Source organism: Bilifractor sp. HCP3S3_D3 (genome assembly GCF_052063915.1).
GTDB lineage: Bacteria > Bacillota > Clostridia > Lachnospirales > Lachnospiraceae > Bilifractor.
In genome coordinates this window covers 132,486-157,328 of the sequence record NZ_JBQHWP010000006.1, presented here as the reverse complement: position 1 = coordinate 157,328, position 24,843 = coordinate 132,486, and the positions used below count along the sequence as shown (strand labels likewise).

Genomic DNA, 24,843 nt, shown 5'->3' with positions numbered 1-24,843 from the left:
AGTTTTGTTCCGTACCTGTTTCGGATAAAAATTTACAGTCACATATAAACTTTCCGGATGAATACGGCTGCTGCCGCAATGCTTTCCGTCAGTCTATCTTAACTTTAAGTCTTTTTGCCACCAGCTTTGCGGAAAGATTGATAATCAGGGTGAGGATCAGCAGAATTGCCGCGATGGCAAAGGCCACGCCGAACTCTCCTCTTTCCTTTGCATACATGTAAAGAGCTACGGTAAGTGTGGATCCCGCGTTTCCGGGTGTTACCGCATCCTTGATCGAAAGGATGTTGTTCGCCATTCCGGCAGTGAACAAAAGCGCGGCACTCTCTCCGACGATACGTCCGATAGCCAGAATGCAGCCTGTCACAATACCGTCTATCGAGGACGGCAGGACTACGGTGCGGATCATGTGCCATTTTCCGGAACCGAGCGCAAGACTGCCTTCGCGGTAGCTGTCCGGAACCGTCTTCAGACTTTCCTGTGTTGTTCTGACAATTGTAGGAAGTGTCATGATTACCAGGGTTAGAGATCCGGCGAGAAGGCTCGTTCCGATGGAGCAGAACTGTACGAAAATCAGCATGCCGGCAAGTCCGTAGATGATTGACGGGATTCCCGCAAGGGTCTCCGAAGCAAATTCAATCACGCCCACGAGTTTGCGGTTGGTCGCGTACTCGTTCAGGTATACCGCCGTTCCGACTCCGAGAGGCAGTACAATGACGAGAGTGATCAGTACAATGTATACCGTATTCAGAATGTTCGGGAGAATTCCAATGACTCCCTTCAGAAGGCTTGGCTTGGAACTCAGAAATTTCCAACTGATGTTCGGAATGCCGCGGTAGCAGATATATCCGATCAGCCCCGCTACCAGCGCCAGAATCAGGATGAAGGAAATGTACATCAGGATGTTGACAACTTTAATTTTTATTCTTCTGGATAATGATATTTTTTCGTGCATAGCCTTACCTTCTGTCACTCTTTTTTGCTCTTGAATACAAAGTTCAGAAGCAGTGTAATGATCATAATGAATATAAACAGTACCAGCGCAATCGAGAACAGTGCCTGTCTCTGAAGTCCTGAAGAGTAGGACATCTCACTCGCGATTGCTGTTGTCAGGAACCGGACGCTCTTGAACAGTCCCGGCATATTCGCGACATTACCGGATACCATCATAACCGCCATTGCCTCTCCGATCGCACGGCCGACACCGAGAACGACTGCGGAAGCGATTCCACTTGAGGCTGCCGGAACCGATACCTTAAATACGGTTTCTGTCCATGTCGCACCGAGAGCCAGGCTTGCCTCCTCATATTCCTTCGGAACAGCCAGGAGTGCGGTTTCCGACACACTGATGACGTTCGGCAGTACCATGACAGACAGAACAATGATTGCCGACAGAAGGTTCGCGCCGTCCGCGAGATGGAACGCGTTACGAATCATCGGCACAATGACAATCATACCTACCAGACCATAGACAACGGACGGAATTCCGGCGAGAAGCTCAACAGCTGCCCGGATCAGCTCCGCGATCTTGCTGCTGGCCATCTTCGCAAGAAAAATGGAACACAGCAGGCCGATCGGAACGGCAATCACTATTGCTCCGAGAGTTCCGTATACAGATGTCAGAATGAAGGGAAGGATTCCGAACTTCGGGTCAGCGGCCGTGGATGCCCATACTGAGCCGAACAGGAAGTCCGTGATTCCGATTTTTCCGATTGCCGGAACACCGGATGTGACCAGAAAGATTGTAATGAACAGAACGAATGCGATTGCAATCATTCCGCATACAAAGAAGATGCCGCTCATCACTCTTTCCGCCGCGTTCTTTTTCTTCTGACGCTTTTCGGACAGCGATGGACCTGTGACGCTGTAAAATGTAGCTTTTCCGTTTCCGGACGCATCTCCGTTTCCGGATTGCTTATTCTTATTGGATTCTTTTGCTGATGATATCTGCATATTGCCTTTCCCTGATCCTTACGACCATTCTGAATTCTGTTAAATCTGTAAAAAATTATCGCTGTGCCGTGCATAAATAATTCGCATTCGGCTGCGGCTCACTGTTCGCGTAAATAAATTCTTACAAGCCCGCGCTTCCCGTGTCGGACCTGTAAGAATTCTGCTTCTGTCACTTCATATTCCGTCGCTGTTCTGTTCTATATTCCGGGTTTATTCTGATCTTACTTGTTCGCCTTGGAAACCGGAACAGCTCCTGCTTTTTCAATCAGGTCAGCTGCCTGATCACTTGTGATGTAATCGAAGAACGCCTGTGCCTGCGGGCTCAGCTCCTTGCTGTCGTTTGTAATTACATTGAAGTTACGCTGAATCTTGTAGCTTCCATCGAGAATGGTGTCCTCGGTGCACGCAACTCCGCCGACGGTAAGAGTCTTAACGGTATCGTTCAGATCTGCCATTGAAGCATATCCGATTGCATTCGGGTTTCCTGCTACGGTCTGGATGACATCACCTGTGGAAGTCAGCTCCTGAGAAAGCTTGCACTGATCTTTGGTGTCTGTGATAGTTTCGAATCCGTCTCTTGTACCGGAACCTGCCTCACGTCCGATGCAGACGATCTCAGCGTCATCGCCGCCGACATCCTTCCAGTTTGTGATCTGTCCTGTGTAGATCTGCTTGATCTGATCAATCGAAAGATCGGAGACCTTGTTGTCCGGGTTTACGATCAGGGCAATTCCATCAATCGCGATGGTTGTCTGTGTAAGTCCGTCCTTCTCCTCGTCCTTCAGGTCACGGCTTGCAAGTCCGAGATCGGTGCTTCCCTCGGTCGCTGCCTGAATACCGGAGCTGGAACCGGTCGGATTGTAGGTAACCTCAACGTTCGGGTACTCTTCCATGAAGGACTCGCTCAGGTAGCTGATAACCTTCTCCATAGAGGTGGATCCGTCTGTTCCGACTGTTCCGGAAAGATCAGATGATGCTGCAGCAGATGCCTCATCTCCGGAGGATGCTGCAACTGTGCTTTCTGCAGATTCTTCTGAGGATGCTTCCTCCGTGGTCTCGGCTGAGGATGCTGCAGCAGAAGTATCTGCGCTGCTCTGCTCCGATGATGATGCCGATGTGCTTCCGCAGCCTGCTGCTAACAGAGATGCACCGAGAATTCCGGCAAGAACAAATGTCATGGTTTTACGTTTCATTGTCATTCTCCTTCTTCCTTCATGGATGTTTTCTACTTTCCGGATACGAATCTCTTCTGGATTTCTGGTTTTCTGGTTTTCTAATCCTGTTCCTGGGATCTTCTGCTCCGAAAAAATCGTGTTCTTTCTCGTATTGAATGATGGAATCGCATCACTCAATGCAGTTCTAATCATGCCATGTGGTATGTAAACAGCGTAACCGGTCATACGTTAACAATAAATAAATTCATTGTGTGCAATGTTAACACCCTCTGCCCGATAAAGGTAAATATGCGCTGAGAATGGCATATTACGCATAAATATAAGAGCACTTCTGAAACGAGATAAAACACGCTGCGCGAGTTTTATCTCGTTATCGCGACGCTCGCCGCACACGAATACTTCGCATTCGGCTGCGGCTCACTGTTCGCGTAAAAAATAGAAGGGCGGCGAAGCCGCTCCGGACAGTCCCGGAGCAGCTTTGCCGCCCTTCTGGCATGATAACCAGTTGCATAAAAAATGTATTTAATTATCGAATCGCTTTTCTGAGCCGATTCCACATCACGGTTTGTTAACTTTCGTGATGCCTGTTATCCATGCTGGATACCGAGATACATTGAAAGATCCTCACGATTTGTTAACTTTCGTAATGTCTGTTACCTCGAGAATATCTTCCCGAACCTTGAAGCCGATCTCATAGCCCGCATATTCCATCCCGTATCTTCTCTCCGGATCGGCCTGATAAGACGGACGCGGATCCTGAGCTAGTACCTGGCGCAGCGATCCGGACTTTTCCAGCGGAAATCCGCTGTCCGCAAGAAGCTTTTCCCCGAGTATTACCTTCAAACGGTAGTCCTTAGTCCCGCCGGTGAAGCCTTCCAATGCGTCTTCGTGAATGTCGGCATATGGAATATATGGCTTGATATCATATATCGGCGTTCCGTCCATCAGATCCGCTCCGCTGACATGAAGAACGGGCCCGATTCCCTCCCGCTCTTCGATCGACTCCAGTTTCACGGACGACAGACCTAGCGCATTCGGCCGGAACGGCGAACGGGTGGCAAAAACTCCCACCCTTGTATTTCCTCCCAGCCGTGGCGGACGCACCGTCGCATGCCAGCCGCTGTCTGTGTTCTCCGAGAACTGCCAGATCAGCCACAGATAATTGAACTTCTCCAGGCCGCGCACCGCCTCCGGCGAGGCGTACTCCGGCTCAAAAATAATCTCCGCCTTTGTGTCTGCCAGTCCGCTCTGTCTGGGGATTCCGAACTTACTCGGAAATTCCGAGGATATTGCAGCGATTCTCCGAATCGTATATTCCTTCATTCCGACTACCGCTTTCTTCCTTCTTCTCTGCCGGCTCGCTTACTTCTTCTCCGCCGGCTCGTTTTCTTCGTCGCCCTTCATTTTCTCAAAGAGGTTGTGTGCCGGCTTCGGAAGCTCGATTCCGATTGCCTCGCGAATTGCCTGACGGACATTTTCCACCGGTACGATGGTCAGATGATCTCTGACCTCCTTCGGTACATCCTCGAGATCTCTCTCATTGTCCTTCGGGATCAGTACCTTTTTCACGCCGGCTCTCTGCGCCGCCATGAGCTTCTCCGGAAGACCGCCGATCGGAAGTACCTGGCCTCTCAGGGAAATCTCACCGGTCATCGCGAGATCGGAAGGCACCGGCTTATTATTCACCAGCGACGTCAATGCTGTGAACATTGTGATTCCTGCGGACGGACCATCCTTCGGAACCGCTCCCTCCGGGACATGGATATGAATATCTCTCTCCCTGAAATTCAGATCGCTGTTGATGTAGTAGGACTTCAGAAGGCTGGCCGCAATGGAGGCCGACTCCTTCATGACATCGCCCAGCTGACCGGTAAGCTTGATCTGTCCGCTGCCCCGCATCGCCGTCGTCTCTATAAACAGAATCTCGCCGCCCGCCTGCGTCCATGCAAGTCCGGTCACGATACCGGCCGGGTTGTGCTTCTGCACGCGATCGTGAAGAATTCCCTTGTTGCCGAGATATTCCGGCACATCCTTTTCCTTCACAGTGATCTTCTTTGATTTTTCTTTTTTCTCCGTCTTTTCCGTTTCAGCATCCGCCTTTTCAGACGCCGCCGTCTTTTCAGAAGTATTCTCTGCTCCAGCCGCAGTTTCGCATTTTTCCTCTGTTTCAGAGGATGCTCCGGATTCTTCTTCCATCCGCTTCTCTACAAGCTTTGCAGCAACTACTCTGCAGAGCTTGTCCAGCTGCTTTTTCAATCCGCGGACTCCCGCCTCGCTGGTGTATTCCGAGACAATTCTGCGGATTGCGCCGTCCGTTACACTGAGATCCTTCCGTGTAAGACCGGTATCCTCCATCGCTCTCGGCAGGAGATGTTTCTTTGCGATCTGCTCCTTTTCGTAAGGAGTGTAGCCTGAAAGCTGGATTACCTCCATACGATCGAGCAGAGGCTGCGGGATCGTATCCCAGCTGTTTGCCGTGCAGATGAAAAATACATTTGACAAATCATACGGAATATTCATGTAGTGATCTACAAAGGTGTTGTTCTGCTCCGGATCCAGCACCTCCAGCAGTGCGCTCGACGGATCTCCGCTGAATCCTCCTTCGGTCAGCTTATCAACCTCATCCAGAACCACGACCGGATTCATGGCGCCGGAGCGCTTGATTCCCTCCATGATGCGTCCGGGCATTGCGCCGACATAGGTTCTGCGATGGCCGCGGATCTCTGCCTCATCTCTTACGCCTCCCAGGCTGATCCGGACATACTTTCTGCCCAGCGCCTCGGCAATGCTCTTTCCCATACTGGTCTTGCCTGTTCCGGGAGCGCCGACAAGCAGCAGAATCGATCCTTCCTGCTTATTCTTCAGTGCCATGACTGCCAGCTGCTGCAGAATTCTTTCCTTTACTTTATCCAGCCCGTAGTGATCCTTGTCCAGAATCCGTCTGGCCTCCTTCAGATCGACCTTTGGGAGCTCATCCGGTTTCCATTTCAGTGAGGTTACAAAATCCAGATAGTTCTCGGAAGATGCACGGTCGGGATCGTTCGGCTGCATCTCCATATAACGCTTCAGAACCCGGTCAACCTCTTTTCTGGCCTCGGCGGGCATCCCCGATTCCTCGATCTTTCTCCGGTAGTCGTTTTCTTCCTCCGCCGCATCCGGATCCATGTCATCCAGCTCCTTCTGCAGAAGCCCGATCTGTTTCTCGATGGCGGCCTTCTTGTAGAAATTGCCTTCCGTCGCATTGTATCTGTCATTCAGGGCCTCCTGCATATCAACGGTGCCCTTGAACCGCTTCAGCGCCTCCTCGATCAGGAGTCCTCTCTGTTTCATCGAGTCAGTCTCCAGAAGCGCATATTTTTCATCCGGACTCATATCCAGGAACTGGCAGAACATCGCTCCCAGTTCATTGATGCTCTTGCATCTCTCCACATAGCCGGCCGCCATCTGTCCGCCCTGGAAATGGGTGGTAAGCTCAGTGATATCCTTTTTCAAGGTGTCGAGAAGGTCCTTCTCACCCTTGAGTGTGATATCCAGGACCTCGTCCTTCGGTTCAAAGGTTGCCTCCAGAATGTCACCATTTCCAGTGAGGCTGGTGATCTCCACCTTCTCCCGGGTTCTGGCGTGCACCCGGTATCCGACCTTTGTTGAATTGATGTCCAGTACATCTGCGAGCACGCCCAGACCATAGACATCGCTCATGGTCAGGTCCATCTTGCCCTTTGCTTCTTTCATCGGTACGATCAGTACCTTGTTGTCATCGATCTTGATGCGGCTCTTCTCATCCTCGTTCAGTTCCTCAACGCCGAGCTGATAATCGACGTCAGGGAGTATTACTGTATCATATGAAGGTATAACCAGATAACTTTTCATACTCGTTCCTCTTTTCTGCAATCTCAGAGAGCTCATTCTCTCTGTTGCCGTAAATGCCCCTGCCTGCGGCAGGTGTGTTAGCACTCATTAATATTGAGTGCTAATTATATGTAGTATAGCATAATTACCGGCGTTGTCAACGATTGTGAACAATTTAATTTCAAAAAACAGGAAAGAGACCTATGTTATTCAGGCTCCGATATACCTGCACGCCGCAAGTGCCGCGACCGCTCCGTCCGCCGCAGCGGTTGTCAGCTGCCGGACTGTCTTGGTACGGCAGTCTCCCGCGGTGAAGATGCCGGGAGTTCTTGTAGCGCAGTCTTCTCCGGCTTCGATGTAGCCGGCCGGAGCAAGGTCTACTTCATCCGCAAATGCCTTGTTGTCCGGCACCTGACCGATCGCGACAAACAGACCGCTGACCGGAAGCTCTCTCTTCTCACCGGAAATCTTGTCAGTCACCTCGACCGCAGTCAGCTTATCGCTTCCGATCAGCCCGGTCACATTGCTGTTCAGAACAAATTCTACATTGTTCTTCTGCTTCAGCTTCTCCACATCCGCCGCGTCGCCCCGGAACTGATCTCTTCTGTGAATCAGATAGACCCTGTTGCAGATATCTGCCAGATACAGGGCATCTTCAAGTGCCGTATTGCCTCCGCCATTCACAGCGACATCCTGCCCCTTGAAAAAGGAGCCGTCACAGGTAGCGCAGTAGGAAACTCCCTTTCCGGTCAATTCCTCTTCTCTTTCAATTCCGAGTGTGCGGTTTTTCGCTCCGGTTGCAAGAATCACCGCCTTGCAGTGATATTCTCTCTTTCTGGTCTCAACGATCTTCCCTTCGTCATCCTCCCGGATGCCGAGTGCTCTTTCATAGCGGAATCTCGCCCCGAGATCGATCGCCTGCTGATAAAGGCCCGTCGCAAAATCGTACCCGCTGACATGCGCAAGTCCCGGATAGTTCTCAATGTCCGGTGTGTTCACGATCTGTCCGCCGTATGCCTTCGCCTCCAGCACAATTACCTGCTTTCCGGCGCGCACCGCATAGATCGCAGCGGTCAGCCCGGCGGTCCCGCCTCCAATGATTACAATATCTGTTGTGACCTGTTTCTTTTCTTCTGTCATATCAAATAGCCCGCCTTTCTGTATATTTTTCAAATTTCTGTCTTCATCTGCCAAGCTTCTTATATTGTACATGACCCGTTATTGCGTATGACCTGTTATTGCGCATGACCTGTACAGGATTAATATCTGTTCCTTTGTCAGAATTCATGCCGTAATTGCATCCCAGATTTACTTCTTAACCTTGTTCATGAATTCTTGCTGTACTCTCATAAGAAGACAGCCGAAATGAAATTATATTGTGCGCAATTAATTATGAGATCATCATACTAATCCTGCCAGCATTTGTCAAGCACCCGTTTCCCCCTCTGCCATCGATTGTATAAGTCCAGTCGCACAGATATGAGATGGGGTACAAAAAGCGGGAATCCTTCGCTTCTTGTCCGGAGTCCCGCTTCCATAATAAGTTTTAAACATAAGTCTGATTTAATACAACCGGTTTTCACGGTTTTATGACACGTGGACCCCTGAGACGCAATCGCTTGCTCTTTCTGAAAATCACCAATAACGACGATACGCCGATCGCTCCTGCGCAGAAGATACCCATTATGAGATAGAGCCAGACAGGTATCCCATACACCTGTTGTTCTTCTGACCGATACGAGTTACCCGCCATGTCGGTCAGTACAATCTGCACTTTATGTTTCCGAAGTCCGGTCAATCTGACGGTTCCCTGATAGTTCGTCACATCCGGAATCTCCGAGATCTCCTGGTGCAGCTTTCCGTCCACAAGAACCCTGATATTCTTCAGGCGAATCGCATCGAATGCCTGATATCGGAGAATATTTTCTGCATGGACCTTCATGGACCGTTCCGCCTGCCGGATAAAATTCACCTCTGGATTTGTGGAATCCACCCGGAATAAGATCGGTTTCTGATAATAATCCATGCTGTCCGGCTTATTTCCTGCTTCATCTGCGGAAGAAACCGATACCTGATAGATCCCGTCCTTCTCAAAATTCTTTCGGCTGATGATGTAATCATAGCGATACCATCCCTTACGGTCTTCCTGCTTACGATTTTCCTGCTTATGTTTTTCCTTCTCACGATCTTCCTGTTTATCATCTTCACCACTGTGCACTTCACATAACACCTGCTCCAGTGGTTCTCCATCCCTGATTATCTCAACTTTCAGTGATTTTGCGACGAGCCTGTCCGGATTATATTCGGAAATAACCAGATCCTCTTCTACACTCCGGACGTATGAATCCTGAAGATCCTTGCAGCTCTGACTGTAAACATAGACGGAGCCAAAGCGATTCACCTTAAATGGAATATCCCGGGAAGCGGTATTTCCCTCTTCATCCTCATAAGTCACAGCTATTCTATAATATCCATCATTATCCGGAATTTCCTGCAGGATCTTGCCTGTATCTTCTCTGGAAAGAATTTCCATCTCCCATGGTTCTTCCGTTGCCCGATTACCTGCCCCCGCAGCTTCCGTTGTTCCCGACACGCGGTTTGGTACAATCTCCCGGGTCACCAGAATCTCATTCTCCTGACCACCCGCATTCCCTGTGGCTGTTCCGTTCTCCCGGATCAATTGTATCTTCACTTTAACCGGCTTTGCCGCCTCCAATGCAGTTCCTTCCAGCCTGAGAACCATCTTGTTCTTTCCATTGCTGTCCTTATTCTCACTGATTCCTATTCTGGCTGAATCCAGCATGTTCTTCAATTTCTCTGTATTCAGAACCTGCTGTACTTTCTTCTGTTCTTCAGCCCCGACCGCTGTTTCTTCCACCTTTACTGCCGTGGTCTGTTCCCCTGTCTCACCTGATTTTTCTTCCTTTTTATCTGTGTTTATCTGTTCATAGGTTTCCGGTACCGTAACTTCCGGCTGTTCCTCATCTGGTTTCTCCTTCCGTTCTCCTGACGGTTTTTCTTTCTGCTCTGCACCCCGCTCCTTCGTCTGTTCCGCTGCCGGTTGTTCTTTCTGCTCTGTTACCCTTTCCTTCGTCTGTTCCGCTGCCGGCTTCTCTTTCTGCTCAGCTGTCGGCGGCTCCTTCTCCTCTCCTGCAGGCTGCTCCTTCTGCTTCGCTGCCGACTGCTCCTCTGTCGAAGATTCTCTCTCCTTTCGTTTCAGCTCCTCCTGACTGCGGACACTCTGAATCATATCATCCTTTTCTTTTGATTTTTCCGGATCTGCGCTGTTCATCTCTCCAGTTTCCGGTTTGGTGCTTGTTAACTCACCGATCTTCGTTTCATCACTTTTTGACTCTGTGCTCTGTGGTTCGTTTTTTTCTGATTCTGTGATTTTTGATTCCATGATATTGGATCCTGTGATATTTGATTCCGCTCTGTTTCCAACCGGTCTGTCTTCCTTTGCTTCTTCCGGCTTTTTGTCACTATCTCCTTCTTCCAGACTTTGTGAAGGCAGTTCTGATTTCGTATTTTTTTCTTTCCTATCCGAATCGTTTTTCTCTATCTCTACATCTTCTCCTGCAGCATGATCGATATTCTGATCTGCATCTTCGTCTTTTGTATCCGTATCTTTTTTCTGTTCTTCTACTTCCTCTGCCGCAGCATGATCCATCTCCTGTTCCTCGGTGTCTTCTGTTCCAATGTTTTCTCCAACATCATTTCTGTTCTCCGCTTTCTCTATGCTCACCTTCTTTTCTGAATCTGCGGAAGACTGCTTTTCCAGGCCCTCTTCGCTCACTTTCTTTTCTGAATCTGCAGAAGAAGGTTTTTCCAGGTCCTTCTCCCTCTTTTCGTTTTCCGATGAAAAATCTTCTTCCATCATGGTCGGGGACTCCTGAACCGGATTCTCGCCTGTTTCCGTATCCACGATTTCTTCCTGAACCGGATCCATATTTGTTTCCGTATTTATGATTTTTTCCGGATTCAAGTTTCCCGCTAAACCGGTGCTGTCTGTTTCTTCTTTTACACTATCTTCTGCCGCCTCCACAGTTGTTTCTGTGTCTGTCTGCACCCCCGAACCGTTCATGATCAAAGCGCCTGCCAATAGCAATAACACAAACCTTTGTTTCATCTTCCTTCACCTTCCTTCCGTCTTCCATAACTGAGCGCCACGGTCTCGCTCTCGCTCCCTGGATCAACCCTGAGGGCCACTGTCTCGGTTTCGCTCTCTGCATCTGCCCCGAGGGCCACTGTCTCGGTTTCGCTCTCTGCATCTGCCCCGAGGGCTTCCGTCACATTGTCTCCAGTGCTATCGAGAACCTCAGCCAATATTTTTTCTTCTGTCGCTCTGTCGGATACCAGATCCGCTGTATTTTCTTCATCCCCGCACGGAGATGCTTCTTCCGCATCATCAATGTCCTGATATTTTTCTTTGGCAAAGAGCTTCCATCGTCTTTTCTTTACCGGATTCACCTGTCCCATAACTGCATTTTCCTCGCGGTCTGTCCGGATCTGCTGCCAGATCCGGAAACGGATTCCCAGAAAAACTGTAAATGCAATTCCCGCCCCGGAAAAACCAAACAGGATCTCCGAAATCAGGTATAATTGCTGCGTACCTGCTCTCACACTTTCCTCCCCTTTGTATTCCTATATATATAAGATGCGAATCCGTCACTCTTTTCCGTTTTGTTCCTGTTTTTTCTGCTCCGCTTCTCTCGCTCTCCTCTGCTCTTCCTGCTCTGCTTTTCTTCTCTGCTCGGTATTTTCCCAGGTTCTGTCCAGATTCTCATGATATTCAGAAAAACACGCCAAGAGTTTCTCCTGCAGCTGAACGGATTTCTGCTGCGTTACGGGCAGTGCGCGGACTTTTTCCATCAGTTGATCAAGGAGATCCAGAACCTCCTCCCTTTTGATTCCACAGGACGCCATTCCTTTCCGGTAAGCATTGATCAGATTTCCGAATTCCTCATACATGATCATCCGAACATAGTCGGCATCCTCTGTCTGGTAATCCTCCAGCTGAAGAATATTCATTCTGACCGACTCCAGCAGCTTCTGGTAATCTTCCAGAGAAGGTTCCCGAACACTGGTATTGTCAAATGCAAAACGTATACAGAAGGTACAGAAGGATGCATAATATCCGGCTCTGACGGAAACCTCCCCGTTTTCCTTCTCCTCTGCAGCCTCCTGGAAAAACGGCTGTGCCTTCAGCACTCTGTTTCGAAAGGAATCATCCCCGCCGGAGTATAAATACAAATACAGAATTCCTGCCTCTAAGGACAGTTTCTGATAAGCTCCCGACTTGCTGTTCTTTTTCAAAGCCGCCTCGTTGGTACTCCATGCTTCCAGAAAAATCCGGCTTTCCGCCTCTCCGAAGACCCCTTTTTCACGATATACCTCTAACAGCTTCTGATAGGCCCGGACATCTCCTCCATCTATCTCAATCGCATCCAGGTAACTTCTGATCCTGTCCTCCGCAGGCAGAGCCTGTGAGATACTAATCCTTCTCTCATAATTTCTCTCGTTCAGCTGTACAGCAGCTACATTGCAGGTCAGACCGCCCAGGCAGCATCCGGCAGCCATGACCGCTGAAAGATAAAATAAAGCAGTCCGTCTTTTCTGTTTTCTGCGCACACTGAAAATTGTTCGCTCCGGATGCCTGAGATCAAAGATCAGTGCGCGGCAGTCCGGATACCGCTGATCCGGTGCAAACGCCAGACAGCGGTTTAGTATGGTTTCTGTGCTTTCCGAAATCTCCGGACGGATCTTCCGGATCGGATGGTATTGGTATTGATAGGGATCTTTTCCCGGAGATATTCCGGTCAGAAGTTCAAAGATGGTAATTCCAAGAGAATAAATGTCCGAGCGGGGATCTGTCTGCGCATGGCCGTACTGCTCCGGAGCGGCATATCCATTCGTTCCGAGCGCAATTGTATCTGTCTGATTCTTGTATTTGTATTCCCTCGCAATCCCGAAATCGATAAGTTTGAGAAATCCCTCCGGTGTCTGCATGATATTGCCGGGCTTCATATCCCGATAGATAATCGGAGGATTCTGACGATGTAAATATTCCAGCACCTCAGCCAGCTGAAGAAACCATTTCATGACCTGGTCTTCCGGAAAGGATTTCTGCCGTTTCAGCAGACGGTCCAGAGATTCCCCGGTCACATAGTCCAGAACAATGCAAACCGACTCATCCCTGTCAATAATGTCCACAATTCTCGGCAGTGCGGGGTGATCAAGCTTCTTCATCATTTCTGCTTCCGCCAGGAGTGAGCTCACCGCCACCTTGTGTTCACCGTCCTGCCCGTCCTTCCGGATTTCCTTCACAGCCCAGCTCTTATGGAGTCTGACATCCATCGCCAGATACACTCTGGCCATCCCGCCTCTTCCGATTTCCTTCAGGATCTCATAACGTCCGTCCAGAATCTGTCCTGTAAACATTCTGCGCCCCTTCACACATTTCATATGCCGCATCAAGCAGCATATGCAGGTTCTCAGCCGCCTCTCCTGCGTAAATCCTGCCATGTTCTCTGCAGAAATCCGCATTATCTCCCATCCAGCATCCGGCAGAGTTGTCCAGGATCTCGGCCATTCTCTTAATCAGATCCTGCATCTCAAGCGTATAGTGCTCCACCGTCCGGAGACGTCCTGCCCTTTCGTCTGGAAAAAACATTTTTCACACCCCTCCCTGAAAAACTCTTTGCATAAAACTCTTCGCAAAAAATCACGTGATGCCAAGTTCAAAAGAAAGCCGTGTTTATCACCATTCATCCCCCACATCTAGAGATAAGGGATTTCTTGCTCACCACGTATCAAACTGCCTGAGACATATGCTGCAGCATTCCGTACAGCAGTACCTTCATGCGCACCGTGTTGCGGCGAAGTTCAGCAAGTTCCTCCTCCATGCGAAGAGAACAGGAAGCCACATCTTCTTCGTCAGATGGGTACATTGCTTCCAGAGATCGGATTTCTTCCCTCAGCTTTTTCATACAATTTTCAGTCTGCTCAAATAGCAACAACAACTCTTTCATAACATCCCCCTCTCTTTGCATTCCTGCGCCGGTCTGCCTGTACAGATACACGCATGCGCAGCGTTTGTCCAAAATCTGATTTACTGCTGTTTATATACGGTTCTGTGCCGATAATATTTCATATTTATATAGTCAGGTATTACGAGTTCCACTTCACGTTAGAAATCACGTACTGCCAGTTCCATTTCGTGGGATCACATCCGCCAGAACAGCTGATGTCAAAAAGAATAAGAAAAAAGAATGCTTCCCGTGTACTTCGGGAATTACTTTAAGTATAGCATGCTGCGTCCTGTTGAAAAGTATCTCTGAATCACCAAATCATACAAAAATATCACCGAATCCTTGTGCAGAAAGACACCGCCAATTCTAAATTTCAAATTTGATTGTACAGAAAGACATCGCCAACTCTAAATTTCAAATTTGATTGTGCAAAAAAGCCGTCGCAAATTCTAATTTCAAATATGAAAAAGGCCGTGATTGATTCAAAATACAACAATCAAATAATCAATTTTTCACTCGGACAGACGCATCGGTTGCTATTTTTTTACTGGAAGGATATAATACAAGATCACGGAAATATGTAATAAAGAAAGGCAGAAAATGAGTATACAGACAGTTACTCCCGCAGAACTTGAGACCTGGGCTGCGGAAGATTATATAATCATTGACGTGCGTGACGAAAGTGCATACCAGCTCGGCAATATTCCGGGCTCTGTGCGCATATCCAGACAGGACCTCCTGAACGGCAGCTTTCAGCTGCCGAAGAACAAAAAACTGGTCCTCTACTGTATGTTCGGCGTACTGAGCAGGGATCCCGCCGAGAAGCTTCTGGCCGAAGGCTATGACGCCTACCATCTGGATGGTGGCTACGGAAACTGGCTTGTGCGCGTCATGAAGTCGGAATCCGGGAATGAACAGCGCCGCTCCGAGATTGAGAAAAGTCTCCGTAAGCGCTTCAAGCATGACATCATGGGCCGCTTCGTGAAAGCGATCATCGACTATGATCTCATCCGTCCGAACGACAAGATCGCGGTCTGCATCTCAGGCGGCAAGGACTCCATGCTCATGGCGATGCTTTTCAAGGAGCTGAAGAGGCGGAACAAGATTCCCTTTGAAGTGGTATATCTGTGCATGGACCCGGGCTACAGCGAGACAACACTCGGCATGATTCAGGGAAACGCCGGTCTTCTCGGGATTCCCCTCACCATGTTCCAGACCCGGATCTTTGACGCGGTTGATAATATCCCGAAATCGCCCTGTTACATCTGCGCCAGAATGCGCCGGGGCTATCTGTACCGACAGGCAAAGGATCTCGGCTGCAATAAGATCGCGCTCGGGCATCATTACGACGATGTAATCGAAACAACCCTGATGAGTATTCTCTACAGCGGTCAGACACAGACCATGATGCCGAAGCTGCACAGCACAAATTTCGAGGGAATGGAGCTGATTCGTCCTCTTTATCTGATCCGTGAAGATGACATCAAGGCATGGAGAGACGCGAACGGTCTCCAGTTCATCCGGTGCGCCTGCCATTTCACCGACACCTGCTCTGTTGACGGACACGGCGGTACCGGATCAAAGCGGCTCGAAGCCAAGCGGCTGATTGCCCAGCTCAAGAAAACGACCCCTTCCGTAGAGGGCAATATCTTCCGCAGCATGGAAAACATCTGCATGAACGCGGTGCTGGGCTACAAGGATCACGAGGGAAAACGTCACAGTTTCCTGGATACCTACGATATGACGGAGCTTCCTGAGATGCCCGGCGCAGAGTCATCTTCCGCTGCAGAAGCCGCCCCTCGCGGAAAGCAGAAGAACTCTCCGTTCTGACATTCATCTATCTGTCTCCACGCAGAAATGTTCCGCGCCTGGCAGATAAGCGCACATACGCACGGTCGGCTATCTGTCTCCACGCAGAAATGTTCTGCGCCCGGCAGATAAGCACATATACGCACGGTCAGCTATCTGTCTCCGCGCCCTATGCGATGCGGAATTCTCCCGCGCCCGGCAGATAAGCGCACATACGCCCGGTCGGCCATCTGTCTCCGCGCCCGGCACTTGATCGAATATGTGCCCACCCCAACGAGATAAAACACGCTGCGCGAGTTTTATCTCGCTATCGCGACGCTCGCCGCACACGAATACTTCGCATTCGGCTGCGGCTCACTGTTCGCGTAAAAAAACAGCAGCCCCATGGAAATTTACTTTCCATATGGCTGCTGTTTTTCTCACAGATCTATTTGCCCGGTAAAAACCGTCTCAGCAGGACCGGTCATGTAGACGCGGTTCTCCTTCTGATCCCATTCGATGGTCAGATCTCCGCCCCGGAGCTTCACGGTAACCGGGACATCATCCCTTACCTTTTTGTTCAGGATCGACGCGACCGCCGCTGCGCACGACCCGGTACCGCAGGCCAGCGTCTCACCGGAGCCTCTCTCCCACACGCGCATCTGTATCGTGTCATCGCTGAGAACCCGGATAAATTCAGTGTTCACCTGCTCGGGGAAGATTGCGTTTTTCTCAAACTTCGGACCGATCTCCTCGATTTTCAGATGATCCACATCATCCATGAACACCACCGCGTGCGGATTTCCCATCGATACCGCCGTAAAACGGTACTCCTTTCCGTCAATCACAATCGGTTCATCAATGGCCCTCTCCTTGTCCGAAAGTACAGGAACCTTCGCCGCTGTCAGTTCCGCCGGTCCCATATTGACGCGCACGGTCTTCGTCTTTCCATTCTCCACTGTCAGATCCAGAATCTTGATGCCGCTCTGGGTATCAATCTTCATTCTCGTCTTCGGTACGATTCCATTGTCGTATACATATTTCGCCACACAGCGGATTCCGTTTCCGCACATCTTTGCCCGGGAGCCGTCCGCATTGTAGATATCCATTTCACAGTCCGCCTTCTCTGAGGGTTTGATCAGGATCAGACCATCTGATCCGATGCCGAAATGGCGGTCACTCACCCGGATGGCAACCTCCGACGGATTGTCCACCTGTTCCTCAAAACAGTTCACATATACATAATCATTGCCGCAGCCATGCATTTTTGTAAATTTCATGCCTTCATCTCCTTCCGCGTCTGTTCACCCTCTATTCTCCTGGCCCCTTCCGCGTCCGCTCACTCTTTATTTTCCGGGCTCCTTACCGCGTCCGCTCACCCTTATTCTCCGGGCTCCCTCCGCGTCCGCTTACTTTTCATTTTCCTTCCCGTTCTGATTCTCCCGGATCCGGAAGTAAATCTGCTTCTGTCCGTTCACGTCCTTCCGCTCCTCCCATTCATAGGAGCCCAGCGACTTGATAAAAGCCGTGAATTTGTTGTATCCGAAGTTCCGCACATCAAATTCCGGCATCCGTCTGGACAGCTGATCGCCAAGTTTTCCGGAAAAAATCCAGTTGTCCTCGTCCGAGAATTTCTCGATGATCGTATTGAGCGCATTGCGGACACGGCTGAGGTCCTTCTGCCGCTTCTTCTCCAGCTCACGCTCTTCCTTTGTCTTCGTCTTTCTGACCGTTTTCTTCTTTGCAGCCGCCTTTGCCGACTTTCGCGCCGCCAGAGATTTCTCCGCAGCTGCGGCAGCCTCTGCCTCCGCCTCAGACTCCGCTTCTGCCTCGGCGTCCGCCGCCTCCTGCTGCTTCTGCTCGTAGAGCATATCCAAATACTTGAACTGGTTGCAGGCGGTGATGAACGGCATCGGTGTCTTAGTCTCGCCCATCCCGATCACCTGCTTCCCGGCCTCCCGCAGTCTCGCCACCAGCCGGGTAAAATCGCTGTCCGAAGAGACAATCACAAATCCATCGACGGTATTGGAGTACAGGATATCCATGGCATCGATGATCATCGCCGAATCCGTCGAATTCTTTCCTGTCGTGTAGCTGTACTGCTGGATCGGGATGATAGAATTATTCAGCAGGACCTGCTTCCAGGAATTCATCCGCTGACTTGTCCAGTCACCGTAGATTCTCTTATAGGTCGCAATTCCGTTATTAGAAGTCTCCTCCAGAATAATCTTGATGTACTTCTCCGACACATTGTCCGCGTCAATCAGAACAGCGAACTTCAACTCATTATCCATATTTTTTCCTTTTAATATAAAAAAATCACTCTTAAATTTTCATAGAAATCGCATAAAATAAAAAGACAGAATCAGTATAACATTCTGTGCCCGATTCCGCAAACGATCCGAAAAGTCACAGGTTTCGATCCGAAAAGTCACAGGTTTCGATTGTTCTTGTCCGGTTCTGCTGATCACTTCTCCCGTCCGGGTTTGCGAATACGGATAACAGAAAAATCACAAGAAAAACATAGGAAAAAGCAAAAGGGAAAGCCTTACAAGGAGGTATTCTGAATGAACAGACACGCTATCGCCTTACAAATCAGACCGGAAAAATTTAACGACTTACGTTCCGGACTCGGAAGAGTCTGGAACCGTCTCACCCGACTAATGGATGACCTTGAAATCAGCAATTTCAGTCTCTGGAACATCGAGGATCTCGTCTTTGGCTACTACGAGACAGATTCCCTTTCTCCGACTCCTTCCGAACATCAGAAAGCGGAATTCCGCTCCCTGGAAGCCGAAGTGGGAGATTCCTACCGGTGGATCTCCGGACCTGACCGGGAGATGCGCCTGATGTACCATGACTTCGGAATCGTCCGCCCGAATAAGGAGCTGATCCGCCACCGGGTATTTGTGACAAGGCTCAAGGGCGATTTTCAGGAGGAGTACAAGAGACGCCACGACGGTCTGATTGCCGCCCGCCAGGGCAAGGTGGATCCCGGTCCGGACAGCAACTTCTCCATCTGGAATGCGGAGGACTACATCTTTGGCTATGATGAAATCGACACCACCATGGAAACCGCAGAAACGGAAGAAGGACGTCAGGCCACAATTCAATGGGAGACAAAGATGCTCGAAATCATGAGCTGGTACACCGACGATGTGGACTGGATCACGGGAGAACATCACCGGCACATCGTCCGGATCGGCTGTCACAACTAACCTTTTTCCGGACTTTCACTTTCCCGCCATCACGCCCGCTTACTCTTCCGCTGCTTTTCGCCTGCTTCTTGAAAAACGGTTGAAGACCGGAGAGCCGCCCGCCTGCTCTTCTGCTGCCTTACGGCTGCTTCTTGAAAGGTACTGTCAGGCATACTGATCCTGCTTACAGCTTCCGGGATTGAGTCGCAAAGCATCGTTCTTTCGAAAAAAATTACCCAAGGTGGAATTTATCATGCTAATGCATTAAACTATGTATTGATCTTTCCCTCTTGAAATGTCATAATCAATAAGAATTAATAAACAGCAGGTGACACCATAATTCATGGTCGTTTGCCTGCTGTATCACATATGCATTCCGGAATTATGCAAAATGAATACGATAAATACAATGGAAAAGAGGATGATGTCATGTCAAAGTGGGAGAATAATGTACGCAGAGTAGTCCCCTATGTAGCCGGCGAGCAGCCGAAGAACCAGCCGGATATGGTGAAACTGAACACAAACGAGAATCCGTACCCGCCGTCGCCGAAGGTCGCCGAGGCTTTGCAGAAAATCCCCACCGACGACATGCGTCTGTATCCCGACCCGGCGGCGACAGACCTTGTAAACGCTATCGCAGAACAGTATCAGGTAAAGCCTTCTCAGGTTTTCGTCGGCGTCGGTTCTGATGATGTGCTCGCGATGGCCTTTCAGACATTTTTTAATTCCGACAAGCCGATCCTGTTCCCGGACATCACCTATTCCTTCTACGATGTCTGGGCAGACTGCTTCCGCATCCCCTACAGGCAGATCCCGCTGGATGAAAACTTTGCGATCAATCCGGCGGATTACGCGCAGGAAAACGGCGGAATTGTCTTCCCGAATCCGAATGCCCCGACCGGACTTGCTCTCTCCCTTGATGTAATTGAGGAGATTCTCAGGTCGAATCCCGACGTAGTCGTAATCGTCGATGAAGCCTACGTCGATTTCGGAGCTGAATCTGCTCTTTCCCTTCTCGGCCGTTATGAAAATCTGCTCGTTGTGCAGACCTTCTCCAAGTCCCGCGCACTCGCCGGCATGCGCATCGGCTACGCGATCGGAAATGAGAAACTCATCAGCTACCTGCAGGATGTAAAATACTCCTTCAACTCCTATACGATGAACCGCACCTCTATCGCTCTAGGCGTCGCAGCTATGGAAGACGAGGCATATCATCAGCAGATTGTACAGAAAATAGTGGAAACAAGAGAATGGTCCAAAGAGGAACTGAAAAAGCGCGGTTTCCACTTTGCAGATTCCTCCTCGAACTTTATTTTTGCAAGACATGAAACAATCCCCGCAAAGGAATTGTTCGAAGCGCTTCGCGAAAAGCATATCTATGTAAGATACTTCAACAAGCCCAGAATTGACAACTACCTCCGCATCACCATCGGGACCCGGGAACAGATGCAGAAGCTGTTTGATTTTCTTGACCGGTATATCACTGCGAAATCGGTCTGACACACTTAACCGGCACACAGTGACAGATCTGCCTGCTGCTCTTAACCGGCACATAGCGGCAGATCTGCATCTGCCTGCTGCTCTTAACCGGCCTGCTGCTCCTGACGGACACGCTTCCGTCAGGAGCATTTTTTCCACGTCTTCGGATAGAACATGATCAGAACCGGAAGAAGCTCCAGACGTCCCGCCAGCATATCAAAGATCAGAATAATCTTCGAGAAGCAGCTGTATCGCGAAAAGTTCCCGGTCGGTCCGACCACGGAGAATCCCGGACCGATATTATTCAGCGTCGCAGCAACAGCTGACATGTTCGTCTCAAAATCGAAACCGTCAACCGAGATCAGCAGGATCGACAGCCCGAAGATCAGAAAATAGGTTGTAAGAAAGATGTACAGAGATCGCAGTGTCCTGCTTCCCACCGGCGCGCCGTCCATACGCACCTTTTTTACACTTCTCGGGTGAACCAGCTGATACAGCTCAAGGAACATGGATTTCACCGCGACAATGAGACGGCTGACCTTGATTCCTCCTCCGGTACTTCCGGCGCAGGCTCCACAGATCATAAGCAAAAACAGAATCGTCTTCGAGAACGACGGCCATTTGTCAAAATCCGCCGTCGCGAATCCTGTGGTCGTGATAATCGTCGCGACCTGGAAAAACGCATGCTTCAGCGCAATCCACACAGAAGAATAAAGATGCGCGATGTTGATCGTGATCGCTGCTCCTGACGCAAGAATAATCGCAAAATATCCCCTCACCTCTTCCATATTCACCGCATCCTTCGGGTGGCGAATCAGCATCAGATAATAAAAGGTGAAGTTCACGCCGAACGCCAACATCGCAATCGTCAGAATCCACTGCTGCAGCGAGGTGTAATCCGCGCAGCTCGAATTCAAAATCGCGAATCCTCCGGTACCGGCTGCTCCGAATGACAGACACACTGCATCGAACCAGTGCATCCGGGCGATCAGCAGGGCGCCAATTGTGCCAAGCGTCATGAAAAGATAGATCCGGTACAGCGTCCTCGCGTTATTTCGCACCTGCGGAACAAATTTCGAGACCTCATAACCGGGACTCTCCGCCTTCATGAGGTTCATGTGCGAACCTCCGCGGCTTGGAATAAGCATCAGCAGAAATACAAGGACTCCCATACCGCCGATCCAGTGCGTAAAGCTGCGCCAGAACAGCGATGCATGGCAGAGTGCCTCAACATCTGTCAGAATAGAGGAGCCTGTAGTCGTAAAACCGGAGACCGTCTCAAATACCGCATCGACATACCTCGGTATCTCACCGGTCAACACAAAGGGAATGCCGCCGTACGCACTGATCAGAAGCCAGGAAAGTCCGACCGATACATACCCTTCCCTGGTATAGATCTGCATGTTCTTCGGCTTCCGTCTCGAGAAAATCTCACCCACAGCAATGGCGATTCCGGCCAGCATCAGGTAGATTATTCCCTGCTGTTCCTGGTAAATCACAGAGATAACAAAGGGTGCGAGGAGCAGAAAGCCCTCAATCTTCAATACCCACGAAAGCACCCATCCAATTACAGGATAATTCATTTCTATATCCGCCTCATTTATTCACAGGATTATACATTCTTCAGACACCCGCAACGCATTCTTCTCGTAACAAATACACCCATTCAAAGTGTATTTATCTCATTACAAATGTCATCCATCCGCAGCGTATTTATCTCATTACAAATGTCATCCATCCGCACCGTATTTATCTCATTACAAATGTCATCCACCTGCAGCGAATTGGTCCACAGCCGGCCACAGTTCTTTGAACCCGCTTATTTCGCGATAATGTCTGAAATTCCATCAAAACCACTGTGCGTCGTTACGATAATCACATGATCGTCCGCCTGGAACATGTCTTGTCCGCCCGGAATGATCAGCCGTCCCTTCCGCAGGATGCCCGCGATCAGAACATTTGTCTTCATCGGCATGTCGATGAGCGGAATCCCGATCAGCTTCGAGTTCTGCTGAATCCGGAATCCCATGGCCTCCACCCTTCCGTTCATCAGACGGTACAGCGTCTCCATGTTGCTGTCCAGACTGTTATTCGCCGCACGGACATACTGGATAATCCGCTGTGTTGTGAGAAGCTTCGGGTTCACCACACTGTCCAGCTGAAGGGAATCAATGACCTCATTGAAATCCACATGGTTTACCTTCGTGATCACCTTTTTTCTGACTTTCTCCTGTGCAAAGAGCGAGAGAATCGCATTGACCTCATCAATTCCGGTGCAGGCCACAAAGGCATCTGTGTTCTCCAGATTTTCCTCCATGAGAATTTCCTGATCGCTTCCATCTGCACAGTCAATATTTGCCTGCGGGAAGATATCATTGAGCTCCGAGCACCTCTTTGGGTTTTTCTCAATGATCTTGACGTCAATTCCGTTTTTCAGAAGAATCTTCGTCAGATAATAGGAAATCTCGCCTCCTCCGATGATGGTGCAGTTCTTAACCCGGTTCGTAGGCACACTGATTTTCCGGAAAAAGGCGTTCGCCTCCAGCGGTTCCAGGATTACCGTCAGAACATCTCCGGCTGCCGGTGTAAAATCACCGTTCGGTATCACGATTTCGTTGCCTCTCTGGGCAATGCAGATCAGCATGCTGTAATCAAATCTCTGTGACACTTCCTTCAGCGGAGATCCGATAATGGACGACCCCGCCGGCACCTTGAACCGCATCAGGCTGATCCGGTCTCCTGCAAAGCTGTCGATCTCAACCGCACTCGGATACTGCATCAGATGCGCCATTTCCCTTGCCGCCTCCAGCTCGGGATTGATCGTCATGGACAGATGCAGTTCACTCCTCAGGAAGCTGCTTTCCTCGGAGTAAACCGGATTCCGCACCCTCGCAATCGTATAGCAATCAGCCTTCTGCTTCGCGATCACACAGACCAGAAGATTGACCTCGTCACTTTCCGTAACAGCGATCACCATGTCCGTGTGCTCCAGATCCGCCTCGCATAGAACATTGTAGCTCGTTCCGTTACCGGTAATTCCCATGACATCATAGATGGTTGAGACATCCCGCACAACCTGCGCATTTGTATCTACAACTGTTATGTTGTGCCCTTCCTTGGACAGCTGCGCTACCAGCGTCCTTCCAACCTTACCGCAGCCGACAACGATTATCTGCATGCCAACTTCCTCTCTCATCAACGGCTTATTTCAGCCCTTCTCCAGGAAACGTCCGCATGCCCGCAGCCTTACCGTCTCCGCCACGCTGCCGGGGATCCGGATTCCGCGATCACACGTTTCCTGTCATATTTCACAGAAAAAACACAATTAGTGATTATAACACGCTGCTCACGTTCTTACAACAGCCGTATTGCAGTTCCTTTTCCATCTGCCTCCGACCCGCCGCATGGCCATTTCACAGTCCGGCTCTCAGCTCTCTCCAGCCCGACGCATAGCCATTCCACAGTCCGGCTCTCAGCTGTCTCCAGCCCACCCCATAGCCATTCCACAGTCCGGCTCTCAGCTCTCTCCGGCTCCATCATCCCTTCAGGAAGTCAAACGCGTCACCGGAATCATTATGAATGAAATACATCAGATGATAAGCACAGTTCAGTGCCACACGCTCCTCCTTCAGAATCCGCCGGCATTCCTCCCGGTCGGCAAGAACAACCTCGATCTCCTCGCTCTCTTCCATAAAACGTCCGCTGATCTCGCCGTCTGCATAGCCGTAGACCGTCGCGCAGGCTTCATCTGTCATGCCTACCGTTGTGTATCTGGGCTCCTCGTACATTCTATCCGCATCTACCGGAGTGAGCGTAAGCCCCGTCTCCTCGTGAAGCTCACGCACAGCAGCCGCGCGAAAGCTCTCCCCTTTCTCTACCAGGCCCGCCGGCAGCTCATATACATAATCATCCACCGGATACCGGTACTGACGGATCAGAACCACCCGGTCCCTCTTCTCACCGTACAGACTGTATATGATTACGCCGTCCGCGTTGTTTTTTCTCGTACGGATCTTCAGCTCATCCTCGTTTTTCGCCCGCGATGCAACCATGTAGTGGCTCTCATGTCCCTTTTTGTTGTGTCCGTCCACCTCAAACATGTTCACAAACCGGTTGTCTGTCAGCTGCGTAATCTCATCTATTGTCGCCATATCTGCACCCTCCCTGATGCTGTAATTATACCCTTTCCCCCTCTGTTTTCCAATACATCAGTTGAAGCCGCCGCATCCACCCGACCCGCGCAGACGAGGCAACAGCACCTGCACACACAGCAGACATAGTCACCGCATCTGTACATACAGCAGACGGGACCGCCACACCTGCTCATACAGCAGACGGGGCCGCCGCACCTGCACACACAGCAGACGGGGCCGC

General features: G+C 50.1%; 19 protein-coding genes. 3 read left to right on the top strand and 16 right to left on the bottom strand.

All coding sequences use genetic code 11. The annotated features are described in order from the left end of the window. Positions 1-88: 88 nt before the first annotated feature. The 11 genes from pstA to ACTNDI_RS05435 all read right to left on the bottom strand — a co-directional run bounded on the left by pstA (position 89) and on the right by ACTNDI_RS05435 (position 14,005). The gene (gene pstA / locus ACTNDI_RS05485) at positions 89-952 is read right to left on the bottom strand and encodes a phosphate ABC transporter permease PstA (protein WP_441099746.1); all 864 of its coding nucleotides are present in this window, start codon (positions 950-952) and stop codon (positions 89-91) included. 14 nt (positions 953-966) lie between these two features. Beyond that, on the bottom strand, positions 967-1,800 hold the full coding sequence (gene pstC, locus ACTNDI_RS05480) for a phosphate ABC transporter permease subunit PstC (protein ID WP_441099768.1): 834 nt from the start codon (positions 1,798-1,800) through the stop codon (positions 967-969). 371 nt (positions 1,801-2,171) lie between these two features. Continuing rightward, positions 2,172-3,143 (bottom strand): phosphate ABC transporter substrate-binding protein, encoded by a 972-nt coding sequence (locus ACTNDI_RS05475; RefSeq protein ID WP_441099745.1) that lies wholly within the window; start codon positions 3,141-3,143, stop codon positions 2,172-2,174. 606 nt (positions 3,144-3,749) lie between these two features. Further along, entirely contained in the window at positions 3,750-4,448 is a 699-nt protein-coding gene (gene tsaA, locus ACTNDI_RS05470; protein ID WP_441099744.1) for a tRNA (N6-threonylcarbamoyladenosine(37)-N6)-methyltransferase TrmO, read from the bottom strand. Positions 4,449-4,487: 39 nt separating this feature from the next. Further along, a complete protein-coding gene (lon, locus tag ACTNDI_RS05465; RefSeq protein WP_441099743.1) occupies positions 4,488-6,995 on the bottom strand; it encodes an endopeptidase La in 2,508 nt (835 codons plus the stop codon). Positions 6,996-7,184: 189 nt separating this feature from the next. After that, positions 7,185-8,114, bottom strand: coding sequence for an NAD(P)/FAD-dependent oxidoreductase (locus tag ACTNDI_RS05460; RefSeq protein WP_441099742.1), 930 nt, complete (start codon positions 8,112-8,114; stop codon positions 7,185-7,187). Positions 8,115-8,553: 439 nt separating this feature from the next. Next, a complete protein-coding gene (locus ACTNDI_RS05455) occupies positions 8,554-11,103 on the bottom strand; it encodes a hypothetical protein (protein ID WP_441099741.1) in 2,550 nt (849 codons plus the stop codon). Continuing rightward, a complete protein-coding gene (locus tag ACTNDI_RS05450; protein ID WP_441099740.1) occupies positions 11,100-11,597 on the bottom strand; it encodes a hypothetical protein in 498 nt (165 codons plus the stop codon). The genes ACTNDI_RS05455 and ACTNDI_RS05450 overlap by 4 nt, the downstream gene beginning before the upstream one ends. 45 nt (positions 11,598-11,642) lie before the next feature. Beyond that, positions 11,643-13,415 carry a serine/threonine protein kinase gene (locus ACTNDI_RS05445; protein WP_441099739.1) on the bottom strand — a complete coding sequence of 591 codons (1,773 nt, stop codon included), beginning with the start codon at positions 13,413-13,415 and terminating at the stop codon, positions 11,643-11,645. After that, a complete protein-coding gene (locus ACTNDI_RS05440; RefSeq protein WP_441099738.1) occupies positions 13,381-13,647 on the bottom strand; it encodes a hypothetical protein in 267 nt (88 codons plus the stop codon). Before ACTNDI_RS05440 ends, ACTNDI_RS05445 begins: the two co-directional genes overlap by 35 nt. A 139-nt stretch (positions 13,648-13,786) precedes the next feature. Beyond that, positions 13,787-14,005, bottom strand: a complete 219-nt coding sequence (locus ACTNDI_RS05435) for a hypothetical protein (protein WP_441099737.1) — start codon at positions 14,003-14,005, stop codon at positions 13,787-13,789. 600 nt (positions 14,006-14,605) lie between these two features. Between ACTNDI_RS05435 and ACTNDI_RS05430 the strand changes: the two genes are divergently transcribed. Next, positions 14,606-15,835 (top strand): ATP-binding protein, encoded by a 1,230-nt coding sequence (locus ACTNDI_RS05430; RefSeq protein WP_441099736.1) that lies wholly within the window; start codon positions 14,606-14,608, stop codon positions 15,833-15,835. 398 nt (positions 15,836-16,233) lie between these two features. Here the strand turns inward: ACTNDI_RS05430 and dapF are convergent, their stop codons facing one another. Continuing rightward, positions 16,234-17,073: a diaminopimelate epimerase gene (dapF, locus tag ACTNDI_RS05425; RefSeq protein ID WP_441099735.1), complete on the bottom strand. Its 840-nt coding sequence runs from the start codon at positions 17,071-17,073 to the stop codon at positions 16,234-16,236. Positions 17,074-17,202: 129 nt separating this feature from the next. Next, entirely contained in the window at positions 17,203-18,087 is an 885-nt protein-coding gene (locus ACTNDI_RS05420; RefSeq protein WP_441099734.1) for an NYN domain-containing protein, read from the bottom strand. A gap of 273 nt (positions 18,088-18,360) precedes the next feature. On the opposite strand from ACTNDI_RS05420, the gene ACTNDI_RS05415 reads away from it, so the two are divergent. Both ACTNDI_RS05415 and hisC read left to right on the top strand, forming a co-directional pair. Beyond that, a complete protein-coding gene (locus tag ACTNDI_RS05415; RefSeq protein ID WP_441099733.1) occupies positions 18,361-19,011 on the top strand; it encodes an L-rhamnose mutarotase in 651 nt (216 codons plus the stop codon). 408 nt (positions 19,012-19,419) lie between these two features. After that, positions 19,420-20,490 carry a histidinol-phosphate transaminase gene (gene hisC / locus ACTNDI_RS05410; RefSeq protein WP_441099732.1) on the top strand — a complete coding sequence of 357 codons (1,071 nt, stop codon included), beginning with the start codon at positions 19,420-19,422 and terminating at the stop codon, positions 20,488-20,490. A 119-nt stretch (positions 20,491-20,609) separates the two neighbouring features. Here the strand turns inward: hisC and ACTNDI_RS05405 are convergent, their stop codons facing one another. From ACTNDI_RS05405 to ACTNDI_RS05395, 3 genes are all read right to left on the bottom strand, one after another. Next, positions 20,610-22,052 carry a TrkH family potassium uptake protein gene (locus ACTNDI_RS05405; RefSeq protein WP_441099731.1) on the bottom strand — a complete coding sequence of 481 codons (1,443 nt, stop codon included), beginning with the start codon at positions 22,050-22,052 and terminating at the stop codon, positions 20,610-20,612. Positions 22,053-22,288: 236 nt separating this feature from the next. Further along, positions 22,289-23,647, bottom strand: a complete 1,359-nt coding sequence (gene trkA / locus ACTNDI_RS05400) for a Trk system potassium transporter TrkA (RefSeq protein WP_441099730.1) — start codon at positions 23,645-23,647, stop codon at positions 22,289-22,291. Between the two features lie 358 nt (positions 23,648-24,005). Continuing rightward, the gene (locus ACTNDI_RS05395) at positions 24,006-24,620 is read right to left on the bottom strand and encodes an NUDIX hydrolase (RefSeq protein ID WP_441099729.1); all 615 of its coding nucleotides are present in this window, start codon (positions 24,618-24,620) and stop codon (positions 24,006-24,008) included. Positions 24,621-24,843: the final 223 nt, after the last annotated feature.